A 20079-nucleotide genomic window follows, 5' to 3' on the forward strand; every position below is an offset into this window, starting at 1 on the left:
TAGGCTTCAGGGGAAGAGGNAGTGTGGGGAGTGTGGGGAGTGTGGGGAGTGTGGGGGGTAAGACTTCTTCCCCATCCTCCCACATCTCCCACACCTCCCACACCTCCCACACCCCTTGGATTTCTCACTTGTGAGAAATCCAGGTTAAGGGTACGCGGACTCGCAATCAGTGAAGGATACCCTGCGGAGTCTTGCTACAAACCCGCCAATTAACCCCCCATCCAATCATGATTGGGTGGGGGTTTTAAACCTTGTTGTTCATTCGCTTTTTCGTACAAAATTCATTCTGTTAGCGGATAGCTAAGGTTTAGCCCATTCTGACTCCTGAATTCTGTTTGGACAAAACTTACATTCATAAATTTGGCTGATTTTGGAAAGCTTTTATATAAATTTATTTTTTATTAACTAACCTAAATTAAATAAAGCATTACCGAAACTTAATCACAATCAAATATATTTTTTCTTCAGCATTATCTTAAGTAACCAAATCATCCCCATGACACTCTCAAGACGTAAATTCTTTGCAGTAGCAGGTACTACTGCTGTCGGCACTTTGATGGTGTCTCCTTTGGAAGGTCTTCTTGCCAGAAAAGCCTTTGGTAAAAAACTTGGTAAAGGATATGGGCCACTTTTACCAGATCCCAATCGCTTGTTAGATTTACCAAGCGGATTTGAGTATCAAGTTATCTCTCGCACAGGAACCCTGATGAGCGATGGCAATCTAGAGCCTAGTAATCATGATGGAATGGCAGCCTTCCCTGGTCCCCAAAACACAACCATTCTGGTTCGCAATCACGAACTTAGCATCAATTCTGGTACACGAGTACAAGTACCAAATCCCTACGATCCCATTTGCAGAGGTGGCACTACGACTCTGGTTGTTGGACGCGATCGCCAGTTGATAAAACAGTTTAGCTCTCTCGGCGGAACCATTCGTAACTGTGCTGGTGGTTTAACTCCTTGGGGTTCATGGATTAGCTGTGAAGAAGATACAACTATACCAAGTGCAACTAATGGAGTCACAAAGTTACACGGTTACAACTTTGAGGTTCCAGCTAGCGCCACTTCTCCTGTAGCTCCAGTGCCTCTAGTTGCGATGGGACGCTTTAATCATGAGGCTATAGCTGTAGATCCCAAAACTGGATATGTCTATCAAACTGAAGATAAAGGAGATAGCCTCTTCTACCGTTTTATCCCGAAAGTTCGTGGCCAGTTAAAAGAAGGAGGCATTCTTCAAGCTCTGAGGATTATAGGTAGACCAGGAGTCAACACCAAGACCGGTTTCGTAGTGGGACAGAAGTTGTCTGTAGATTGGGTGAATATTCCTGACCCCAACCCAACAACTACAGATAATGTCAGAGTGCAAGGTCGCAACTTAGGTGCAGCCCAGTTTAGCCGTGGGGAAGGCATCTATTATGAAGACAACAAGGATAAGAAGGATAAAAAAGGCAACAATGGCAAAGGAGAATTTTACTTCACTGCTACAGATGGTGGCCCTGTAGGCGGTGGTCAGGTCTGGCGCTACATTCCAGGTGAAGAGACAATTGAATTGTTTGTCGAGTCTCAATCTAAAGATGAACTCGATATGCCCGATAACTTAGTTGTGGCACCTTTTGGCGATCTTATCCTCTGTGAGGACGGAGACGGTGACAATTTCTTAATCGGTATTACTCCTAGTGGTGAAATCTACAAATTTGCACGTAATGCCCTCCAAACAGGTGAGTTTGCTGGAGCTTGCTTCTCACCTGATGGTCGTACTTTGTTCGTCAACATTCAAAGCCCTGGTATTACTTTAGCTATCTGGGGCCCTTGGAACAAGTAATAGAGGCTAACACGAAATCTCTTCCGTAATAGAAAACAGGTTTCTTATACACCGTGAAAAGTCAGTAAAACAGTTAGAGACTTCCAAATAAAAAGTCTCTAACTGTGCTTTTGCGGCGTCGATAATTTATTAGTTGGAAGTTCCCAAAGCGAAACATTAGCTGATTCTTTGCAAATGGTTAAACCCGATCAATAAGTTCTTTCGTCTAAAAAACCCATTGATCGAGTCTTCTTGAAAAAAGTATAAAATCTCGAACTACCTCTTTTTTTGAAGTTCGTGCATACTTCTAACAACCTTTGTGACTAAATTTCTGGGCGTAAATCTGACACTTTCAGTTAATATCTTATTTCTCATCCCAGGAACAACAACAGTTTTGTTTTTCATTAAGCCCCGATAACCAATCCTAGCGACGGTTTCGGTATCCATCATTCTGTTAACGTTAGCAATTTTTGAATCTTCCATTGCAGCATTTTGTTGGAATTCCGATGCTGTTGGCCCTGGACAAAGAACAGTCACGTTGACACCTGTGCCCTCTAATTCATTCGCGATCGCTTCTGAAAATGATAATACATAGGCTTTAGTAGCAAAATAAACTGCCATTAAAGGCCCCGGTTGAAAAGCAGCGGCTGAGGCCACATTTAATATTTTTCCATAGTTTTGCTCGACCATATCTTTGAGGAACAACTTCGTTAAATGAGTCAGGCTAACCATATTTACCTGAAGCATTTTCAATTCAGTGCTGAGGTCTGTTTCGCTAAATGCTCCATAAGTACCAAAGCCAGCATTGTTAACTAGCACATCAATCTTGACGGATGCTTGCTGTAATTCTGTGAAAATTTCTTCTGGGGATGTGGGGATAGATAAATCCTTAACAAAAATTTTGACAAAAATGCCAAACTTTTGTGGGAATTCATCTACAATTTCAGTAAGTTTTTGTTCATTCTTATCTACTAACACAAGATTATAATTATGACGAGCAAAAATCTGGGTTAATTGATAACCTATACCACTAGCCGCTCCTGTAATTAGAGCAGTTCTTTTTTGCCGATTTTCGGATGCTTGATTCATGTTAAAAAAATGGCGAATTTGAGTTAATTAATTTAACAAAAACAATTCAGAAGTCAGCAACCAGAATTTAATTAAAATTGGTTTAAATCCCCCACTAATTTATCCTGAATTCTGTTAGCGTCGCGGAGCGTAGCCCATTCTGACTTCTGGATTCTTATTTGACTTTTATAAATTTAGCTACAGCAATATATAATGTTTGCCGTAGCTATTTTTATAATGAAAAAATGATGCTATCCACCTGAAATGAGTATGCTTCAATCCAGGATATTAAACGCAAATATAAAAATCTGTATCTATATAAACAAGAGCAAGAATATTTAATCTCATCGTCAGAATTCAGCACCCAAGAGTCAGAATTTAGAAAGAATCTAGTATATTTAGTATATTTGTTGTCAAATATTCTGCTGATTTTTGAACTACTCTTATTCCTGAATTCTTACATATCGTCATCAATGACACAACCTAATTCCGTTGCTATAAGTGACGTGCAAGCAGCACAAAAGCGAATTTTAGGGATTGCCCACCGCACGCCTGTACTAACATCTAGAATCGTTAACGATCGCACCAATAGCCAAGTGTTTTTTAAGTGCGAAAACTTTCAACGCACGGGGGCATTTAAATTTAGAGGCGCATACAACGCCCTAGCCCAACTATCGGTAGCAGAAAAACAAACAGGCGTTCTCACCTATTCGTCGGGAAATCATGCCCAAGCGATCGCTTTGGCTGGACAATTACTCAATATTCCCACCACCATTGTCATGCCTGATGATGCTCCCGCTGTCAAACAAACTGCTACTCGTAGTTATGGTGCAGAGATAATTTTGTACAATCGCCAAGAAACAAACCGAGAAGAATTAGCCCAAAATTTAGCAGATGAGCGCTCTTTAACACTCATTCCTCCTTACGATCATCCCCATGTAGTCGCCGGTCAGGGGACAACTGCTTTAGAATTAATCCAAGAAGTTGGTGAATTGGACTTACTATTAGTTTGTTGTGGCGGTGGCGGATTACTTTCAGGGTGTGCGATCGCAGCCAAGTCACTTTTATCCAATTGTAAAGTAATCGGGGTAGAACCAGCCCTTGCCGATGATGCTACCCGCTCCTATCACACCAAAACCTTACAAACAGTCAAAAATCCTAATACCATCGCTGATGGCGCGCGGACTCCTAGCCTTGGTAAAATTACTTTCCCCTTGGTGCTGCATTACGTCGATGATATGGTGACGGTATCGGAAGAAGCGATTCTTCGCACCATGTTTTTCTTGTGGGAACGTCTGAAAATTGTAGTTGAACCAACTGGGGTATTAGCTGCTGCTGCTTTACTCGAAGGTGTGGTGACAGCACCAGAGGCGAGAATTGGTGTCATCATCAGCGGTGGAAATGTAGATTTGGCGCAAGTTGGTAAATTATTTTCTGTGGGATTGAATTGAAAAGTTAAATTCCCAGCAAAGTTTCTACACAAATTGGGCATTTATTCAGTTAAACGGCTATCGGATCGGCTGATACAGTAAAATTATAGTGATAGGCTATAGTAACTTTATTGAAGCTAAACTCACTATATGTTGGAATTGAGGTAAAAATGGAAACTACAACGAGAAAACAAGCTTTAATCAAAGCTATTTATGAGCGATTAGAACAAGCTTATGAAGATACTTTAGAGGATGTCATAGAACTTTTAGACATTCGTAAAGCAGAAGACCAAGAGGATATTAAAGCTTTACATGAAGGGCGGGAAGATATTAAGAAAAATGGCACTATTCCTTGGGAGCAAGTTAAACGAGAATTAGCCAGTGAATCAATATAAAATTTAATTTTCTAATGCTGCATTTAAACAACTTAAAAAATTACCTATAAAAGTACGGATAAGGATACAAACAAAAATTGACGATCTAGCTGATAATCCTCGCCCTAACGGGGTTGTTAAGCTAGAAGATTCGGACAATGCTTATCGAATCCGAGTCGGCAGTTACCGAGTTATATACGATATTTTTGATGATGTATTAATAGTTAGTGTTGTGAAAGTAGGGCATCGTAAAGAGGTTTACCGCGACGAGTAAGACAGCAACACCAATAGCAGGATAAAAGCTTTATATTCATACTCTCATATCGCACTTTTGCTAATGGGGCTGATGTGAGCGATCGCCTCCGGTTAGTGTTTTCATAATCGCCCTAAAAGCTCTATTCTGTCAGAGCATCAAGTTTAGCCAGTATTCTTAAGCCTGCTTCTGGGTTGCCAGTTGCAGCCATTGCTTTAAATCTTGTATGGGCATCAAATTCTGCTAGAGCTATGGTAGAAAGTTCTTCAATCAATTTATTGACACTGATGCCTTTGGCTTGAGCAAGTTCTTTCAATCTATTATGCTTGTCGTCTGGTAAACGAATAGTTAAAGTTGCCATTTTTGTTCAACTCCTAATAAGTTCTTCAGGTTTTAATATTGATAAGTTAGGAAATAATAATAAGGATACCGCCGCATCATCTCCCCAATCTCCACTGCTTCACCTTCGAGTGTGTACACATCTTCTTCTGTTGTAAGGACAATGTTCACTACTACGTGGTCTATTTAATTAATAAAGTGCTATAAGTGACATTTATACTTTAAAAATTGTGTTGATAATGAAGTAGCGATCGCTTATTAACCAGAAAAATCTGCTTGAAAAACCAAGAAAATCAGGGCTTTTACGAACAGAATTTACATATGTTAATATTGTTTGGTTTAGGTACGGATATTCAGTATGGTTCTCATAAAGACCGTTCTAAAAAATTCAGAGCAAGTCACTCAGTTGTTTTCCCATCTCGAATTTGATGGCAAAAAACTCAATCATCAACCGGGTAGTGTATTGGGGAGTACTGCATTGATTGCAGGAACCACTGTTGGGGCTGGGATTCTCGCTCTACCAGCCGTTACCCTGCCATCGGGTATTGTGCCATCCACGTCTGGGCTAATTGCTGTTTGGCTCTACGCTTTAGTGTCAGGGTTATTGGTTGCAGAAGTTACCTTAAACACGATGCGAACAGAAGGGCTTTCAAGTATAGGTTTTTTAGGAGTTGTTGAGAAAATCCTTGGTAAGGTGGGAGCGCGAATTGCTGGCGGTGCATATTTATTCATGCATTATGCTCTGTTGGTGGCATACATCACCGAAGGCGGAGAGATTTTAGGAGTGGCGGCAGCAAAAATCTGGGGTATGCAGATATTGCCTACGTGGGTGGGCACAATGGCTTTCACGCTCTTATTTGGTGGCATTATGTATCTTGGGCGAGAAAAGTTTATTGAGAAATTAAACAGCGCCTTTGTCGGAATTGTCATCGTTTCCTTCTTAGGACTATTATTTCTGGGAGGAAGGCATATTCAGAGTGCCCAACTATTATTTCAAAACTGGAGCGCCCTTGGTAGTGCCATTTCAGTCATGTCTGTGGCGCTGTTTTTCCAAAACGTTGTGCCATTGGTTGTGACACAACTCGAAGGGGATGCCCGCAAAATTCGTCAGTCTATCTTTATTGGTTCTGTGATTCCTCTAATTATGTTCTTGGCGTGGAATGCCGTAATTTTAGGAAGCGTCAGTCCCGATATGCTACATAGTACATCTGATGGTACAAGTGTTTTTGATCCACTACAAATTCTCCGAGGTGGTGGTGCGGGGCAATGGTTAGGAGTGCTAGTATCCATTTTTTCAGAGTTTGCGATCGCCACATCATTTATTGGATTTGTGTACGGATTACTGGATTTGTTCAAAGATATTTTCCTCTCTTCACAGGGGAAACTTTCTAGCCGCCTACCCCTCTATTCACTGGTTCTTTTCCCGCCGATGACTCTCGGAACGCTTAACCCCAGCATCTTTTTTACTGCCCTAGATTACACTGGAACATTTAGTATTTCAGTTCTCGGTGGAATTATTCCGGCGTTAATGAGTTGGAAGCAACGTCAAGAACAAGAAAACTCAGATAGCACAAATCAACCACTCGTTCCTGGTGGAAAGGTGACACTCATTGCGATCTTTGGAGTGGCATTAGCCATGATGGGAAGACAAATTCTGTCAATTTACACAAAATAAAACCCATCAATAAAAATTATGTGATACAAAAAACTATAATTGTAGTATTAAGATGCTAACCACAATCAAACTGCAACACGAGAGTCAAATAACCAATACTTCTCTACGAGAGGCTGCACTTCGACTACGCTCAGTGACTACGCCAACGACTACGCTCAGTACAAGTGACTAATGACAAATGACTACTTAATCAAATGAGTGATTCTCGACTCGTCAAAATCAGCAAATATCTCAGCAAATATCTGCGACATACACCGGATGCTATTGGCATTAAACTTGCTCCTGGTGGTTGGGTTGCTGTTGATGACTTACTTGCCGCTTGTGCTGAAAATAAGTTTCCGATTACCCGCGAGGAATTACAGGTGGTAGTTGAATTGAACGAGAAGCAACGCTTTTCTTTTGATTCTACAGGTAATCTTATTCGTGCAAACCAAGGACATAGTGTAAAAGTCGATTTACAATTAGAAGCTGTTGTTCCTCCAGATCGGCTTTATCACGGCACGGGACGCAAATCTATAGAGTTAATTCTGCAAACAGGACTTTGCAAAATGTCGCGACATCATGTCCATTTATCAAAGGATATAGAAACAGCACAAACTGTTGGTGCAAGGCATGGAAAACCAGTGGTTTTTGCTGTAAATACTGCGGCAATGCATCAGGAAGGTTACATCTTCTATTGTTCTGCTAATGGTGTTTGGTTAGTCGATTGTGTGCCACCTGAGTATCTACAAAGAATTTGAATTTTAATAAAATAGAATATTGAACCGATATTTGCAAATAAGTTACATAATGCAGAAGTTGCAACAATTACTGCATATTTGAATTGAACTCAGTATCGATGTACCCATAGCGCTTGTACTCCTAATACTGTATTCTCTGATAGATTAGCGTTTGCAAAACCAGGGATTAGCAGTAATTCCATTCCGGTTTACAGCAAAAAAAGTAACTTTGTAGATTTGTCTATAAAATTACAAACTCTCAATAGTAAAAATACTATCAATCTCTTAGCCTACTCACCCAATGTAGGTTAAAAATCTCACCAAACAAGCATTTTAGATTTATCCAAACCCCAAGATGCCTTCTAAGCGAATCTTGTTTATCAGTAACGGTCATGGAGAGGACAACCACACCTCTCATGTTATTCAGACTCTGCGCCAATTGTGTCCTTCGATTGAGATGGCGGCAATGCCGATTGTGGGGGAAGGAAAAGCTTACCGCAGCTTGGACATTCCCATTATTGGGCCCACACAAACAATGCCCTCTGGGGGATTCTTTTACATGAAGCGTCTCTATTTGCTCAAAGATTTTCAATCGGGATTGATTGGGTTAACGTGGCGACAATTACAAGCGGTGTTGCAGTATGCTCCTAACTGCGATTTGATTATGGCTACTGGGGATTTTGTCTCCCAGACATTTGCTTACTTAACAAAGCGTCCCTTCGTCTCGTTTATCTCCTGTCTTTCTGCTCTGTATGAAGGGCGATTGCGTCTCAATCCAGTGCTGTGGCACGACCTTAATTCTTCCAGATGTCTAGCAGTTTTCACCAAGGATTCCCATACGGCTTATGACCTCCAACGGCAAGGTTTAACTAAAACTCAGTTAGCTGGCATTCCGGCTTTAGATTGGCTCGTCCCTACTGGCAAAGACTTGCACCTGAAACCGGACGATAGAGCGATCGCAATCTTACCAGGATCGCGGATGCCGGAAGCCGCGCGAAATTTTTGTTTGCTGTTGCAACTAGTAGTAGAAATCGCCAAGGTGATGCCTGAGTCAGGATTACAGTTTCGTGCAGCCTTGATACCGAGTTTAATGCAGCAACTAGACGACATTGCCAAAAGTCAAGGTTGGCAGCTGACTCAAGGCATACTCACTTATTCTCCTCCAGGAAATTCTGCTGACGAATCACCGATTGTGGAAGTGAGATGTTATTCAGATGCCTTCAGTGACATCCTATGTTACTCTACTCTCGTGATTGGTATGGCAGGGTTGGCAGTGGAGCAAGCTGTAGCAATCGGGAAACCTATTATCCAGATTCCCGGAGAGGGCCCTCAATTTACCTATCAATTTGCAGAAGCGCAAACGCGGCTGTTGGGCATTTCTGCCCAAACCATCGGCACTAAGCCAGCAACCCCTGAGATTCTCAAGCAAGCAGCTAAACGAGTAGTTGAAACTTTACAAGATTCAGACTACCTCGCTAAGTGCAAAGAAAATGGCCCTGAGCGATTTGGCCCACCCGGCGCATCTGAGAGAATTGCCCGCTTTCTACTAAACTCTCTAGGAGAAACTGAGTAGAAATTGCGTCAGAATTCAGGAGTCGGCACGGTTGGGTAACATGGTGTGGTAGGCTAACGCCTTAATACACCTCAATTCTGAATTCTGAATTCTGAATTCTGACTCCTGACTCCTGACTCCTGAATTCTTACTTACCTATGAAAGTCCGCTCTAGTTACTGGCAACTGTTGCCTTATCTCTGGCCCCAATGGCCGCTGTTAATCCGGGGATTGGCTTGTATCTTAGGATTTGTGTTATTCACCCTAGCAGTGCCCTATTTAGCAGGTCAGGTCGCTTTTTATCTTGGCCAGGGAAATGTAAACCGGATTGCCTACTGGCTCGGACTAGCCACTTTGGTATTTTTTGTTCGAGGGCTTTGTCAATACGGGCAGAATGTCTTTATGATCGCTGCTACTCTGAACATGGTTTTAAACTTGCGTAAGCGGGTTTATGCTCACCTGCACAAACTTGGATTAGATTACTTTGAAACCACACAGACAGGAGACTTGACTTATCGCCTAACTGAAGATATCGATCGCGTCGGCGAAATTGTGGACAAGTTATCGCATCAGTTTCTTTCCAATTTGTTGCAGTTAATTGCAATTCCCATTTACATGCTCTACCTGAATTGGCCGCTCACTCTTGCGGGTTTGATTTTGGCTCCTTTAATGGCTTGGTTAATCGGGGAATTTGGTCAGCGATTACTGGTGCTATCTCGCCAGAGCCAAAATCAAGTTTCCAATTTGTCGGCGATGCTAACTGAAGTATTTAGCGGGATTCGTGTTGTTCAGGCTTTTGCAGCCCAAGAATATGAAGTGAAGCGATTCAATAAAGAAGCAGAAATCAATCGCCAAGCTAAGTATCGCACTCTACAACTCAAATCTATTCAGTTTCCCGTTGTCGGTTTTTTAGAAGCAGTTAGTATTATACTGCTGTTTTTATTGGGAGGATGGCAAATTTCTCAGGGACAACTGACCACTCAAGGGTTTATCAGTTTCTTAGCTGCTGTGGCTTTACTGATTCAGCCAATCGATATGCTGATTAGCAATTACAACGAGTACAAACAGACCGAAGCTTCTGTTGAACGCATCTTTGAACTGATGGCGAAGGAACCTAGTATCAGCGAAAAATCGAATGCTCAGGCAATGCCACGAGTTATGGGCAAGGTAGAGTATCGTCATGTCGATTTCGCCTACAATCCCGATCAGCCAGTTCTTAAGGATCTCTGCTTGAATGCTTCTCCTGGTGATGTCATTGCCTTGGTTGGTTCTTCTGGAGCAGGCAAATCGACGTTAATTAATCTTTTACTTCGCTTTTATGACCCTCAGAGGGGTCAAATTCTGGTTGACGATCTTGATATCCGTGATGTCACACTTACCAGCTTGCGCCATCAAATTGGCATTGTTCCCCAAGATGTTACTCTTTTTTCGGGAACGATCGCTGAAAATATCGGTTACGGTCAAGAAGAATTAGATTTAGCAGCGATTCAGGAAGCAGCCAAGATTGCCAACGCTCACTCCTTTATCACCCAGTTTACTCAGGGTTATCAGACTTGGGTGGGAGAACGTGGAGTTAACCTATCGGGAGGACAACGCCAAAGATTAGCTATTGCTAGAGCAGTTGCCAACGATCCTCGAATTCTCATCTTGGATGAGGCCACCTCTGCCCTAGATTCTGAATCAGAAGCACTAGTTCAAGAAGCACTAGAACGAGTGATGCAAAATCGTACCGTGTTTATTATCGCCCATCGCTTGAGCAGCGTTCGTCGGGCTGACTGCATTCTCGTCATCGAACAAGGAGAGGTGGTTGAAGCTGGTACTCACACCTCCCTCCTGTCTCAAGAAGGACGGTATGCCCGTTTTTACGCCCAACAGTTCTACTCTACAGATGAGTAGTAGTCTGTCAATAAATTAATGAGTAATGAGTAATGAGTAATGAGTAATACCCATTACTTATTACTTATTACTCATTACTTCAAAATTAAAGACAGTTGGAGTCGGCGATTTATCGCGTCTCTCTAACTTTTTCAAATCAACACCCCAGCAATACAAGCGGTGATAAAACCCGCTAACAATCCGCCAATCATTGATCTTACACCCATACGAGCTAAGTCATGTTGGCGATTAGGTGCTATTCCGGCAATGCCGCCAATGGTAATACCAATTGAACCGATATTGGCAAAGTTACATAATGCGTAAGTTGTAATAATTACTGCCCGTTGAGAAATTTTTCCACCTTCAATTAGTGCCTTCAAATCCAAAAAAGCAATAAACTCATTTAAAATTGTTTTTGTACCCAACAAAGCCCCAACTTGCCGACAATCAGCCCAAGGTATGCCCATTAGCCACGCCACGGGAGCCATGAGAAAAGACAAAATCCACTGTAATGAGAGTTGTTGTAAGCCCACAAATGCCCCTAACCATCCCAAAAGTGCATTCAGGGCAGCTAATAACCCTAAAAAGGCGATAATCATCACCCCAACATTAACTGCTAGCTTCACGCCGTCAATTGCTCCGGTGGTAGCAGCATCAATTACATTTACATAATTGGTTTCTATATATGCTTTTGCTTTGCCAGCCGTCTCTGATACTTCTGTTTCTGGGTAAAGTAATTTTGATACCACCAACGAAGTGGGAGCAGTCATAAAGAAAGCAGCAATCAGGTGTTCTGCTGGGATGCCAAAAGAAAGATATGCTCCTAGTACTCCCGCCGCAATTGTGGCAAAACCACCCGTCATTAAGGCATGGAGTTCCGATTGCGTCATATTCGCTATATAAGGTTTAACCATCAGCGCCGACTCTGTTGGCCCCAAAAAGATATTACCTGCACAAGATAAAGATTCAGAACCCGATGTTTTCATCGTTTTCATCATTACCCACGCCATCACATTTACGACTCGCTGTAAGATGCCGTAGTAATACAAGACGCTGATGAAGGCAGAGAAAAAGATAATTGTCGGCAGCACTTGGAAGGCAAAGAAATGATCTTTAAAATTTTCTCCAAAGACAAATTTTGCACCAACATCAGAAAATGCTAGAAATTGGCCGACAATATCCCCCAGAGATTTAAACACAGTTAAACCCCAAGGAGTTTTAAGAATCACTAGTGCAAACACAAACTCCAATCCCAAACCCCACGCCACTATTCGCCAACGCACCGCACGACGATTAACAGAAAAGGCGTAGGATATACCGATAAAAACTAAAATTCCCAACGCAGAGATGGCGCGTTCCATGATTACTCCTGAAAAGGTATTGTTAAGGCACTTAGTCACAGAGCATACACAAAATCTGCCTTTTTTTGGGGTTTTGTAGTCAATTACTAGAGTTTTGATGCCGTAAATAAGAATTTAGCGATGTCTACGACGGGCTACGCCTACGCACATTCATATCTTGTTACAAAATTGTCTTCCCAAACCTTAAGCACATTTGTATTAATGGGAACAATCAATCTAAACAGGAAAAAATTAACCTTGTAGGGAAAAAAACTATGGTGGCACTAACCGGTTATCAAATACATGAGCTAATTTATTCCGGCTCTAAAACCCTAGTGTATCGCGGCATTAGAGAATCAGATAAAAAGCCAGTAGTGATTAAACTGTTGCGGCGTGAGTATCCCACATTTTACGAACTCGTGCGGTTCCGTAATCAGTACACCATTGCGAAAAACCTAGATATTGATGGCATTATCAAAACCTATAGCCTGGAGAACTATCAAAACAGCTATGCCTTAGTCATGGAAGACTTGGCTCTGATTTCTCTCCAAGAAGATATGGCGAGGTGGGGAGTGAGGGGGATGGGGGAAACTGCTGATGGGTTGCAGGCATTTTTTCACATTGCTTTGCAAATAGTCTCCATTCTGGATGGACTGTATCACAACCGAGTGATTCACAAAGACATCAAACCCGCCAACATTTTGATTAACTCCAGCACAAAAGATATCAGACTGATCGATTTTAGTATTGCCTCCTTACTTTCTAGAGAAACGCAAACTCTGACTAATCCAAATATTCTGGAAGGGACGTTAGCATACCTTTCTCCCGAACAAACCGGACGAATGAACCGGGGAATTGACTACCGCAGCGACTTTTATTCTTTGGGTGTTACCTTTTTTGAACTCCTCAGTGGACAGTTACCTTTTAGCACAGATGAACCGATGGAGTTGGTGTATTGTCACTTGGCAAAGGTTCCCCCACAGGTACATAGTCTGAATCCTGAGATTCCGCCAATTCTGTCTGAGATTATCGGCAAACTGATGGCGAAAAACGCTGAAGACCGCTATCAGAGCGCATTTGGGTTGAAGTATGACTTAGAAATTTGCTGGCGTCAGTGGCGAGAAACTGGCAGTATTGATGTCTTTGAGTTAGGAGTGCGAGATATTTGCGATCGCTTCATCATCCCAGAAAAACTAGCAGCTATGAATATATTGACAAATATAGCTGCTGCTGCTTATTTAGCTAACCCAGAAATTTATCTCCTAATATTGTTCAAACAGGTTAATTTATCGCTCAAGTATGGAAATAGTGCTAATTCTCTCTACGGGTATTCATGTTATGGGCTGATTCTCTGTGGTGTTGTTGGAGATGTTGAATCTGGTTATAAATTCGGTCAACTAACTCTCAGATTATTAGATAAATTGAATGCTAAAGAATTCATAGCTAGGACATACGCCGTTGTTTATGGCTGTTTGAATTCTTGGAAGAAGCATGTTAGAAAAATTTTGCATCCTCTACGATTAGGCTATTCTAGCGGCCTAGAAATAGGAGACTTAGAATTTGCAGGTTACTGTGCATGTTTTTATTCCTTAAGCTCATATTTGGCTGGTAAAGAATTATCTTCTCTAGCACAAGAAATAGCAAATTATAGTCAAGGACTCGCACAACTTCGTCAAGAACCATCCCTACATAAAAATGAACTCTATCATCAGGTAGTGTTGAACTTACTCTCAAAAAATCAAAATCCTTGCCGTTTAATCGGTGATGCTTACAATGAAGAAACCATGTTGCCGCTTCATCACCAAGGTAATGATCAAACCATAATTTGTTCATTGTATTTTAATAAATTGATTCTGTGTTATTTATTTGCTGAATATACTCAGGCGGTTGAAAATGCTGAATTAGCACAGAAGTATTTAGAAAGTCTTGTTGGAAGTCTTACTATTCCTCTATTTCATTTCTATGATTCTCTAAGCCAATTAGCTGTATATTCAGATACTTCTGAAGACGGGCAAGCATTCATCCTCAAACGGGTTACAGCCAATCAGGAAAAAATGCAGAACTGGGCGCATCATGCGCCGATGAATCATTTACATAAGTTTCACTTAGTAGAGGCTGAACGCTATCAGATTCTCGGTGAATATATTCAAGCAATGGAAATGTACGATCGCGCCATTCAAGGAGCCAAAGAAAACGAATATATCCAAGAAGAAGCTCTCGCTCACGAACTCGCTGCTAAATTTTATCTAGGATGGGATAAAGAGAAAATTGCTCAAACTTATCTGACAAATGCTTACTACTGCTATGTTCGTTGGGGCGCTAAAGCCAAAGTCTATGACTTAGAAAAACGTTATCCTAAATTGCTCGCCCCGATTCTCCAATGGGAAACAATTCGCCTCAATTCTACGGAAATAGCATCTACGTTTAATAATATATCTCTGCCTACTTTTACTACTGGTATGACAATTTCATCCAGTAGCACTAGTATTTCAGAAGCTTTAGATTTAGCAAGTGTTCTCAAAGCCTCTCAAGCACTATCTAGCGAAATTCATTTAGACAAGTTGCTCTCTACATTAATGCAAGTGGTGATGGAGAATACCGGAGCGAAAAAATGTGCTTTAATTTTACTCAAGGATAATATTTGGGTGATCGAAGCGATGTCTACGACGGGCGTAGCTGCCGCAACATTCCAGAAAATGCCAACTATTCTGCAATCTATTCCCATTGAGTTGAGTCAAGATATTCCTTTAACTCCAATTAACTATGTCAAACGAACCTTAGAAACATTGGTAATTGATGATGCAACTGTGAAAAATTTCTTCACCTCTGACTCATACATTATTCAACAACAACCCAAGAGTTTGCTGTGTACCCCAATTATCCATCAAGGGAAATTAATCGGCATCCTTTACTTAGAAAATAATCTAATTGCTGGAGTATTTACACATGATAGACTCCAACTAATAAACCTACTGTGTTCACAAGCTGCCATCTCCTTAGAAAATGCTTCTCTTTATCAGCGATCGCAAGAAAATGCTCAACATTTAGAACACTCTCTCACAGATTTACAGCAGATGCAATTACAACTGGTACAAAGTGAGAAAATGTCAGCATTGGGTAACTTAGTTGCAGGTGTAGCCCACGAAATCAACAACCCTGTAGGCTTCATTGCAGGTAATATCCAACCTGCTGTTGATTCTGTTGAAGATTTGTTTCACCTTATCGACCTATATCAGCAAAAGTTTCCAAATCCGGGTGCAGAAATTGAAGAAGAAATCGCAGCGATTGACTTAGAATATCTCCGAGAAGATTTGCCAAAACTGATTTCTTCGATGAAATTAGGTGTTGATCGCATTCGGAGTATTAGCAAGAGTTTGCGAACATTTTCGAGGGCAGATACAGAATACAAAATTGCTTTTAATATTCACGAAGGTATCGACAGCGCAATTTTGATTCTTAAGCATCGCTTAAAAGCATCGGAACTGCATCCAGAGATTCAAGTAGTAAAAAACTATGGAAATATCCCTTTGATAGAATGCTTTCCTGGGCAACTAAATCAGGTATTTATGAATTTATTAGCAAATGCCATTGATGCTTTAGAGGAGTCTGATATTGGACGTAACTTTCATGAGATTAATAATAAAATTGAGATTCAGACTTACGTGAATGAAGATAAACATCAAGTTTTAATTCAAATTGCTGATAATGGTCTGGGAATGTCTCACGAAGTCAAACAAAAGATTTTTGACCATTTATTTACAACTAAATCTGTAGGCAAAGGTACAGGATTAGGATTAGCGATCGCTCGGCAAATTATTGTAGAAAAACATGGCGGTACTCTGGAAGTTAATTCTGTACAGGGAGAGGGTACAGAATTTGTGATTCAAATCCCGATTTAAAATTACCTTTCTTGGCGCGGGTAGCCAAAGCTAAGATGGCTGCCGATGAGTGTGTAGAAGTCATTTGGCGCGTGTGCAGCACCCCCTGCACAACCCGGAATCTTGCACTTATCGCTAACAGTTTGGGCGACTTTAGAAAGCTCACTGGTGTGTGGTGTCATGTCCCATCCTTCGCCACCATAGCTTGTGGTTTTTTCAATATTATGCAAAACGATCGCTTCCAGCCGCCAACCATTGATTTTGCACTCGCCCAAACGATAAATTTTAGACAATGCTGGATTTGATAAAGCTATACGTAACTCTCTTTCTATTTGTATGAAGTCAGGCTTTTCTGGCTGCATCTGCAAGTAAGCAAGCAGTTCTGCGGCTGATGTGCCAGTTCTAAAAAACACCGATGCATAACCGTCTCCCCCAGAAACGACTCTCCAATCAACTAAGGTGAGTTCTGGTGACTGCGCCAGCGCTATAATCAGTGAGGTGTCAGCTTGGTTATCTGTGCCAGTTATCCCACCATAACCAGACTCAATGCTAAAGTTGCGATCGCAAACACCAATGATTTGCCAGATACAATGTGCAACAGTAACTATAGGTTCATTTCTTTGTATACCCGACATAACTTCAGCATAGTTGCTCTGGTCAACATACAAATCATAAGAACCTGGAGTATTGGAGTTTCCACATGGCGCATTGATTAATTTGCCAACAAAGTGGCAGCGTTCAAAACCAGACAGTGGATGCTGGCGCACCAAAGTAGCAAGGCGTTCAGCATCAGACGGAGCAAAAGTGGCACTGAAGTAGTAGTGAGGCCCTTGCCCACACTCTTTGATTTCCCAGAACCAATCCTGAAATGTACTCATCTGTAAAGGTACACACAACGAAATAAGACCAAGATAACTGGTGGCAGATAACATTGAACACCCAGGATATAACCTCTAGGCGATCGGGTGCAGTGATTTGTTAGGTGGCGTTGGGTTCTTCAGGATCTTCACCCAGGATTTGCTGTGCAGTGTGTCGGATGTGCAGAATACGCACCATAGATACTTCTTGATCCTCCAAAATAGTGAAAAGGATGCGGTATGAGTTGCGTCCTCGACCATAAAGTAGCTGTCGAATTTCTTGGCTGAAATACTCGTTCTCTGGCGCTAAAGGACAGCGCTTCGGCATTTGAGACAAAGAATCAATCGCTTGCAGCAATTCGGCATACCATTGACTAGCCCTTAAAGGGGATGTGATTTGGGACAACCGGAGGAAGGCACTGTCTGCTTCAAACTCCGCCACACTGGAAATTTCGATGCGATATTTCATGAATCAGCTGGCAGATTATACTTGCGACGCTGTTCTTGGGCAAACTCATGAAAAGACCGGAACCGTCCTGTCTCAAAATCATCTAATCCTTGTTGAATCCCCTTTATTGCCTCCTCTGATTCTTGTACTTCCCACTCTAGGACACTGGTAAGCAACTCAGACGCTACAAGACTAACATCTTGACCTTGCCGAGCAGCTTTGTCACGTAATAATGCTTCTAATTCTGGGCTAAGGGTAATGACAATTGGCATAGAGCTACTTCCTTTGGCATTGAGCCTCTGCGCGATATTCTAACAAACACGGCCGTTTTTGTTAATGCAAGAAGAATTTGTTTTTGGGCAAATACAAGTTTTAGGGAACTCGACTGAAGAATCAGCTAACACTTCTTTGTAGATGCAAAGTAAATTTTCTAGATGATCTCCGCTTAATTGCTTAAAGGGTTCAGGAAATTCTTCTACAGGTATAATATCTCTCTCTTTTACATTCAATCCTAAAGCGCGAAATCCAATCGTAACACCTGCATGAAGATATACTTCCTGAAGTTCAAAACCTAGATATTTAGTAATACGAAGCGCTACATCATAATTGGCTAATTCGCCAAAGCCTTCTACTTTATTTCTAACATCCTGAACAAATTGATAAATACTATTAAAGTTGTCAAAATCAATAACACACTGAGTATCTAAATGTTTTAAAGCAATATCAGCCGCTAAAGCTAGACGCTGACGACCAACACGCCTTTGATGAGGATGAACTTTTCCCTGCTCGTCTTCGCTAAGAAAAGCTTTTCTGATAGCATCTTTTAAATTATCAGCTTGTTTATACCAAGAATATTCTTTCTCTGCATAGAGATAAACATTCTTATGATATTCCTCGTATATATCTGTGTAGGATTTCATATCTAAAAACTCATCACCCAAATCATACTGTAATGTTTGAGACTATATTCGTCAATATTACCAAGTATATTTTCTCATTATCTAAGTGTATATTAAATACCAAAGCACAAATTTTTGCCGCAGTTCTGTATTTATTTGTCTTTTACAACCCCATAACTGTGCGATAATGAGCCTCAATTTGCACGACTGTTTCAGACTTGCGTTTTGTCTCCCATTGACTGCGGTTAAATAATTCTTGCCGCAATTCATCAACGTTAATTGTGGTAACTTTGCCATCAGCAACAATTTGCTTACCATTTACCCAAGCACTATCAACAACATTGGTGGGACGACCTAAGACTAATAAGCCAATGGGATCTGTACGGGGTAATAATGATAAATTAGTGAGATCATAAAGTACCAAATCGGCTTGTTTATCCACAGTTAAAGAACCAAGTTTGTCTGCTATATTCAGTCCCTTTGCGCCTCCCAAAGATGCCATTTCTACTGCTTGTCTGGGCGTAATCCAGTGTTGATAATCTGAGTCTGTAACGTTGTGCAAGATAGAACCCATTTTGATAGCTTCTAACAAATCTTGAGAATCATTACTCGAAGCACCATCACAACCAAAAGTTACATTTACTCCAGCTTGGCGATATTTTAAAATAGGGGCGATGCCACTACCTAAACGTAAATTACTTAAGGGATTATGAACAACTGTAGATTGAGTTTCGGCGAGGATGGCTATATCAGCATCATTTAACCAAACGCAATGAGCAAGAGAAGTTTTATTGCTCAAATATCCGATTCTTTTCAAATGTTCTACAGCAGTACAACCATACTTTTCTTCGGCGAGTTTTTCCTGTGCCCTGGTTTCGAGTAAATGGGAGTGACGACAAAGATTGTAGCGATCGCTTAACTCAGTACACCCCTGAAATAAAGCATCAGTACACAATTGTATCCCCGTTGGTGCAACTAAAATATTTACACCCTCATCTGGGCGATGAAATTGTCTCACTGCCTCTTCGATGATTTCCAATGTTGCCGCAGCTGAACGAAAATAAGGCTCATGAGTTTGGGCTGATTCCCCAGATGGCATACCTGCGGTGAGAGATTCATCTTGAATTAAGGGGGCGATAAAGGCGCGAATTCCCACTTCTCTGTACGCGCGAGTGGCAATGGCGATCGTTTCTAACTCAAGTCCGGGAATTAATACCAGGTGATCTACTACACTCGTCCCCCCGGAAAGTAGGGTTTCCACCGCAGTACCCAAAGCACTCAGATAAACCTGTTCGGGATCGAGGGGGGCAAAATCATACAGTTCCGCCAACCATAATTCTAAAGGGAACATTGACATGATTCCTCGCTGCCACATCTCTGATGAGTGGGTGTGGGCGTTGAAAAAGCCAGGTAGCAGCAGCTTATTTTTGCCATCAATGGCAGTGCCAATTACTTGTAAATTGGGGGAAATGGCTGCGATCGCCCCATCTACAATCTGTACATCTACCGTTGCATAATCATCACTGACGGCAATCAAAACATTCTGAATAGTGAAATTCACCATATTTAACC

At 41.4% G+C, this 20079-nt stretch carries 16 protein-coding genes and 1 pseudogene; 9 read left to right on the plus strand and 8 right to left on the minus strand.

What is annotated here, in order from left to right:
- Positions 1-496 precede the first annotated feature (496 nt).
- Positions 497-1822: an alkaline phosphatase PhoX gene (locus CDG76_RS10360; protein WP_094348956.1), complete on the plus strand. Its 1326-nt coding sequence runs from the start codon at positions 497-499 to the stop codon at positions 1820-1822.
- A gap of 255 nt (positions 1823-2077) precedes the next feature.
- Here CDG76_RS10360 and CDG76_RS10365 read toward each other — a convergent pair whose 3' ends face one another.
- A complete protein-coding gene (locus tag CDG76_RS10365; RefSeq protein WP_094348957.1) occupies positions 2078-2890 on the minus strand; it encodes an SDR family NAD(P)-dependent oxidoreductase in 813 nt (270 codons plus the stop codon).
- A gap of 452 nt (positions 2891-3342) precedes the next feature.
- On the opposite strand from CDG76_RS10365, the gene CDG76_RS10370 reads away from it, so the two are divergent.
- The 3 genes and pseudogenes from CDG76_RS10370 to CDG76_RS10380 form a co-directional block, all read left to right on the plus strand.
- Positions 3343-4320 carry a threo-3-hydroxy-L-aspartate ammonia-lyase gene (locus CDG76_RS10370; RefSeq protein ID WP_094348958.1) on the plus strand — a complete coding sequence of 326 codons (978 nt, stop codon included), beginning with the start codon at positions 3343-3345 and terminating at the stop codon, positions 4318-4320.
- 149 nt (positions 4321-4469) lie between these two features.
- Positions 4470-4694, plus strand: coding sequence for a hypothetical protein (locus tag CDG76_RS10375; protein ID WP_094348959.1), 225 nt, complete (start codon positions 4470-4472; stop codon positions 4692-4694).
- Positions 4695-4713: 19 nt separating this feature from the next.
- Positions 4714-4947 (plus strand): annotated as a pseudogene (locus tag CDG76_RS10380) (type II toxin-antitoxin system RelE family toxin); the annotation flags it as partial.
- 121 nt (positions 4948-5068) lie between these two features.
- Here CDG76_RS10380 and CDG76_RS10385 read toward each other — a convergent pair.
- Positions 5069-5287, minus strand: coding sequence for a toxin-antitoxin system HicB family antitoxin (locus tag CDG76_RS10385; RefSeq protein WP_094348960.1), 219 nt, complete (start codon positions 5285-5287; stop codon positions 5069-5071).
- A gap of 336 nt (positions 5288-5623) precedes the next feature.
- Between CDG76_RS10385 and CDG76_RS10390 the strand changes: the two genes are divergently transcribed.
- The 4 genes from CDG76_RS10390 (at position 5624) to CDG76_RS10405 (ending at position 11106) form a co-directional block, all read left to right on the plus strand.
- On the plus strand, positions 5624-6940 hold the full coding sequence (locus CDG76_RS10390) for an amino acid permease (RefSeq protein ID WP_094348961.1): 1317 nt from the start codon (positions 5624-5626) through the stop codon (positions 6938-6940).
- Between the two features lie 194 nt (positions 6941-7134).
- Positions 7135-7680, plus strand: coding sequence for an RNA 2'-phosphotransferase (locus tag CDG76_RS10395; protein WP_094348962.1), 546 nt, complete (start codon positions 7135-7137; stop codon positions 7678-7680).
- Between the two features lie 334 nt (positions 7681-8014).
- Entirely contained in the window at positions 8015-9232 is a 1218-nt protein-coding gene (locus CDG76_RS10400) for a lipid-A-disaccharide synthase-related protein (RefSeq protein ID WP_094348963.1), read from the plus strand.
- Positions 9233-9369: 137 nt separating this feature from the next.
- Positions 9370-11106, plus strand: a complete 1737-nt coding sequence (locus CDG76_RS10405; protein ID WP_094348964.1) for an ABC transporter ATP-binding protein — start codon at positions 9370-9372, stop codon at positions 11104-11106.
- 131 nt (positions 11107-11237) lie between these two features.
- Here CDG76_RS10405 and CDG76_RS10410 read toward each other — a convergent pair whose 3' ends face one another.
- On the minus strand, positions 11238-12446 hold the full coding sequence (locus tag CDG76_RS10410) for a NupC/NupG family nucleoside CNT transporter (RefSeq protein ID WP_094348965.1): 1209 nt from the start codon (positions 12444-12446) through the stop codon (positions 11238-11240).
- A 254-nt stretch (positions 12447-12700) separates the two neighbouring features.
- Here CDG76_RS10410 and CDG76_RS10415 point away from each other — a divergent pair, with 254 nt between their 5' ends.
- Positions 12701-16324, plus strand: coding sequence for a protein kinase domain-containing protein (locus tag CDG76_RS10415; protein WP_094348966.1), 3624 nt, complete (start codon positions 12701-12703; stop codon positions 16322-16324).
- A gap of 2 nt (positions 16325-16326) precedes the next feature.
- Here the strand turns inward: CDG76_RS10415 and CDG76_RS10420 are convergent, their stop codons facing one another.
- The 5 genes from CDG76_RS10420 to CDG76_RS10440 all read right to left on the minus strand — a co-directional run bounded on the left by CDG76_RS10420 (position 16327) and on the right by CDG76_RS10440 (position 20068).
- Entirely contained in the window at positions 16327-17181 is an 855-nt protein-coding gene (locus CDG76_RS10420) for a hypothetical protein (protein WP_143854068.1), read from the minus strand.
- Between the two features lie 100 nt (positions 17182-17281).
- A complete protein-coding gene (locus CDG76_RS10425; protein WP_094348968.1) occupies positions 17282-17629 on the minus strand; it encodes a type II toxin-antitoxin system RelE/ParE family toxin in 348 nt (115 codons plus the stop codon).
- Complete coding sequence (locus CDG76_RS10430) at positions 17626-17880, minus strand: hypothetical protein (RefSeq protein ID WP_094348969.1); 255 nt, start codon at positions 17878-17880, stop codon at positions 17626-17628. The genes CDG76_RS10425 and CDG76_RS10430 overlap by 4 nt, the downstream gene beginning before the upstream one ends.
- Positions 17881-17919: 39 nt before the next feature.
- Complete coding sequence (locus CDG76_RS10435; protein WP_094348970.1) at positions 17920-18528, minus strand: hypothetical protein; 609 nt, start codon at positions 18526-18528, stop codon at positions 17920-17922.
- A gap of 142 nt (positions 18529-18670) precedes the next feature.
- Positions 18671-20068 carry an amidohydrolase gene (locus CDG76_RS10440; RefSeq protein ID WP_094349390.1) on the minus strand — a complete coding sequence of 466 codons (1398 nt, stop codon included), beginning with the start codon at positions 20066-20068 and terminating at the stop codon, positions 18671-18673.
- Positions 20069-20079: the final 11 nt, after the last annotated feature.

The sequence above is a fragment of the Nostoc sp. 'Peltigera membranacea cyanobiont' 210A genome, assembly GCF_002246015.1.
Lineage (GTDB): Bacteria > Cyanobacteriota > Cyanobacteriia > Cyanobacteriales > Nostocaceae > Nostoc.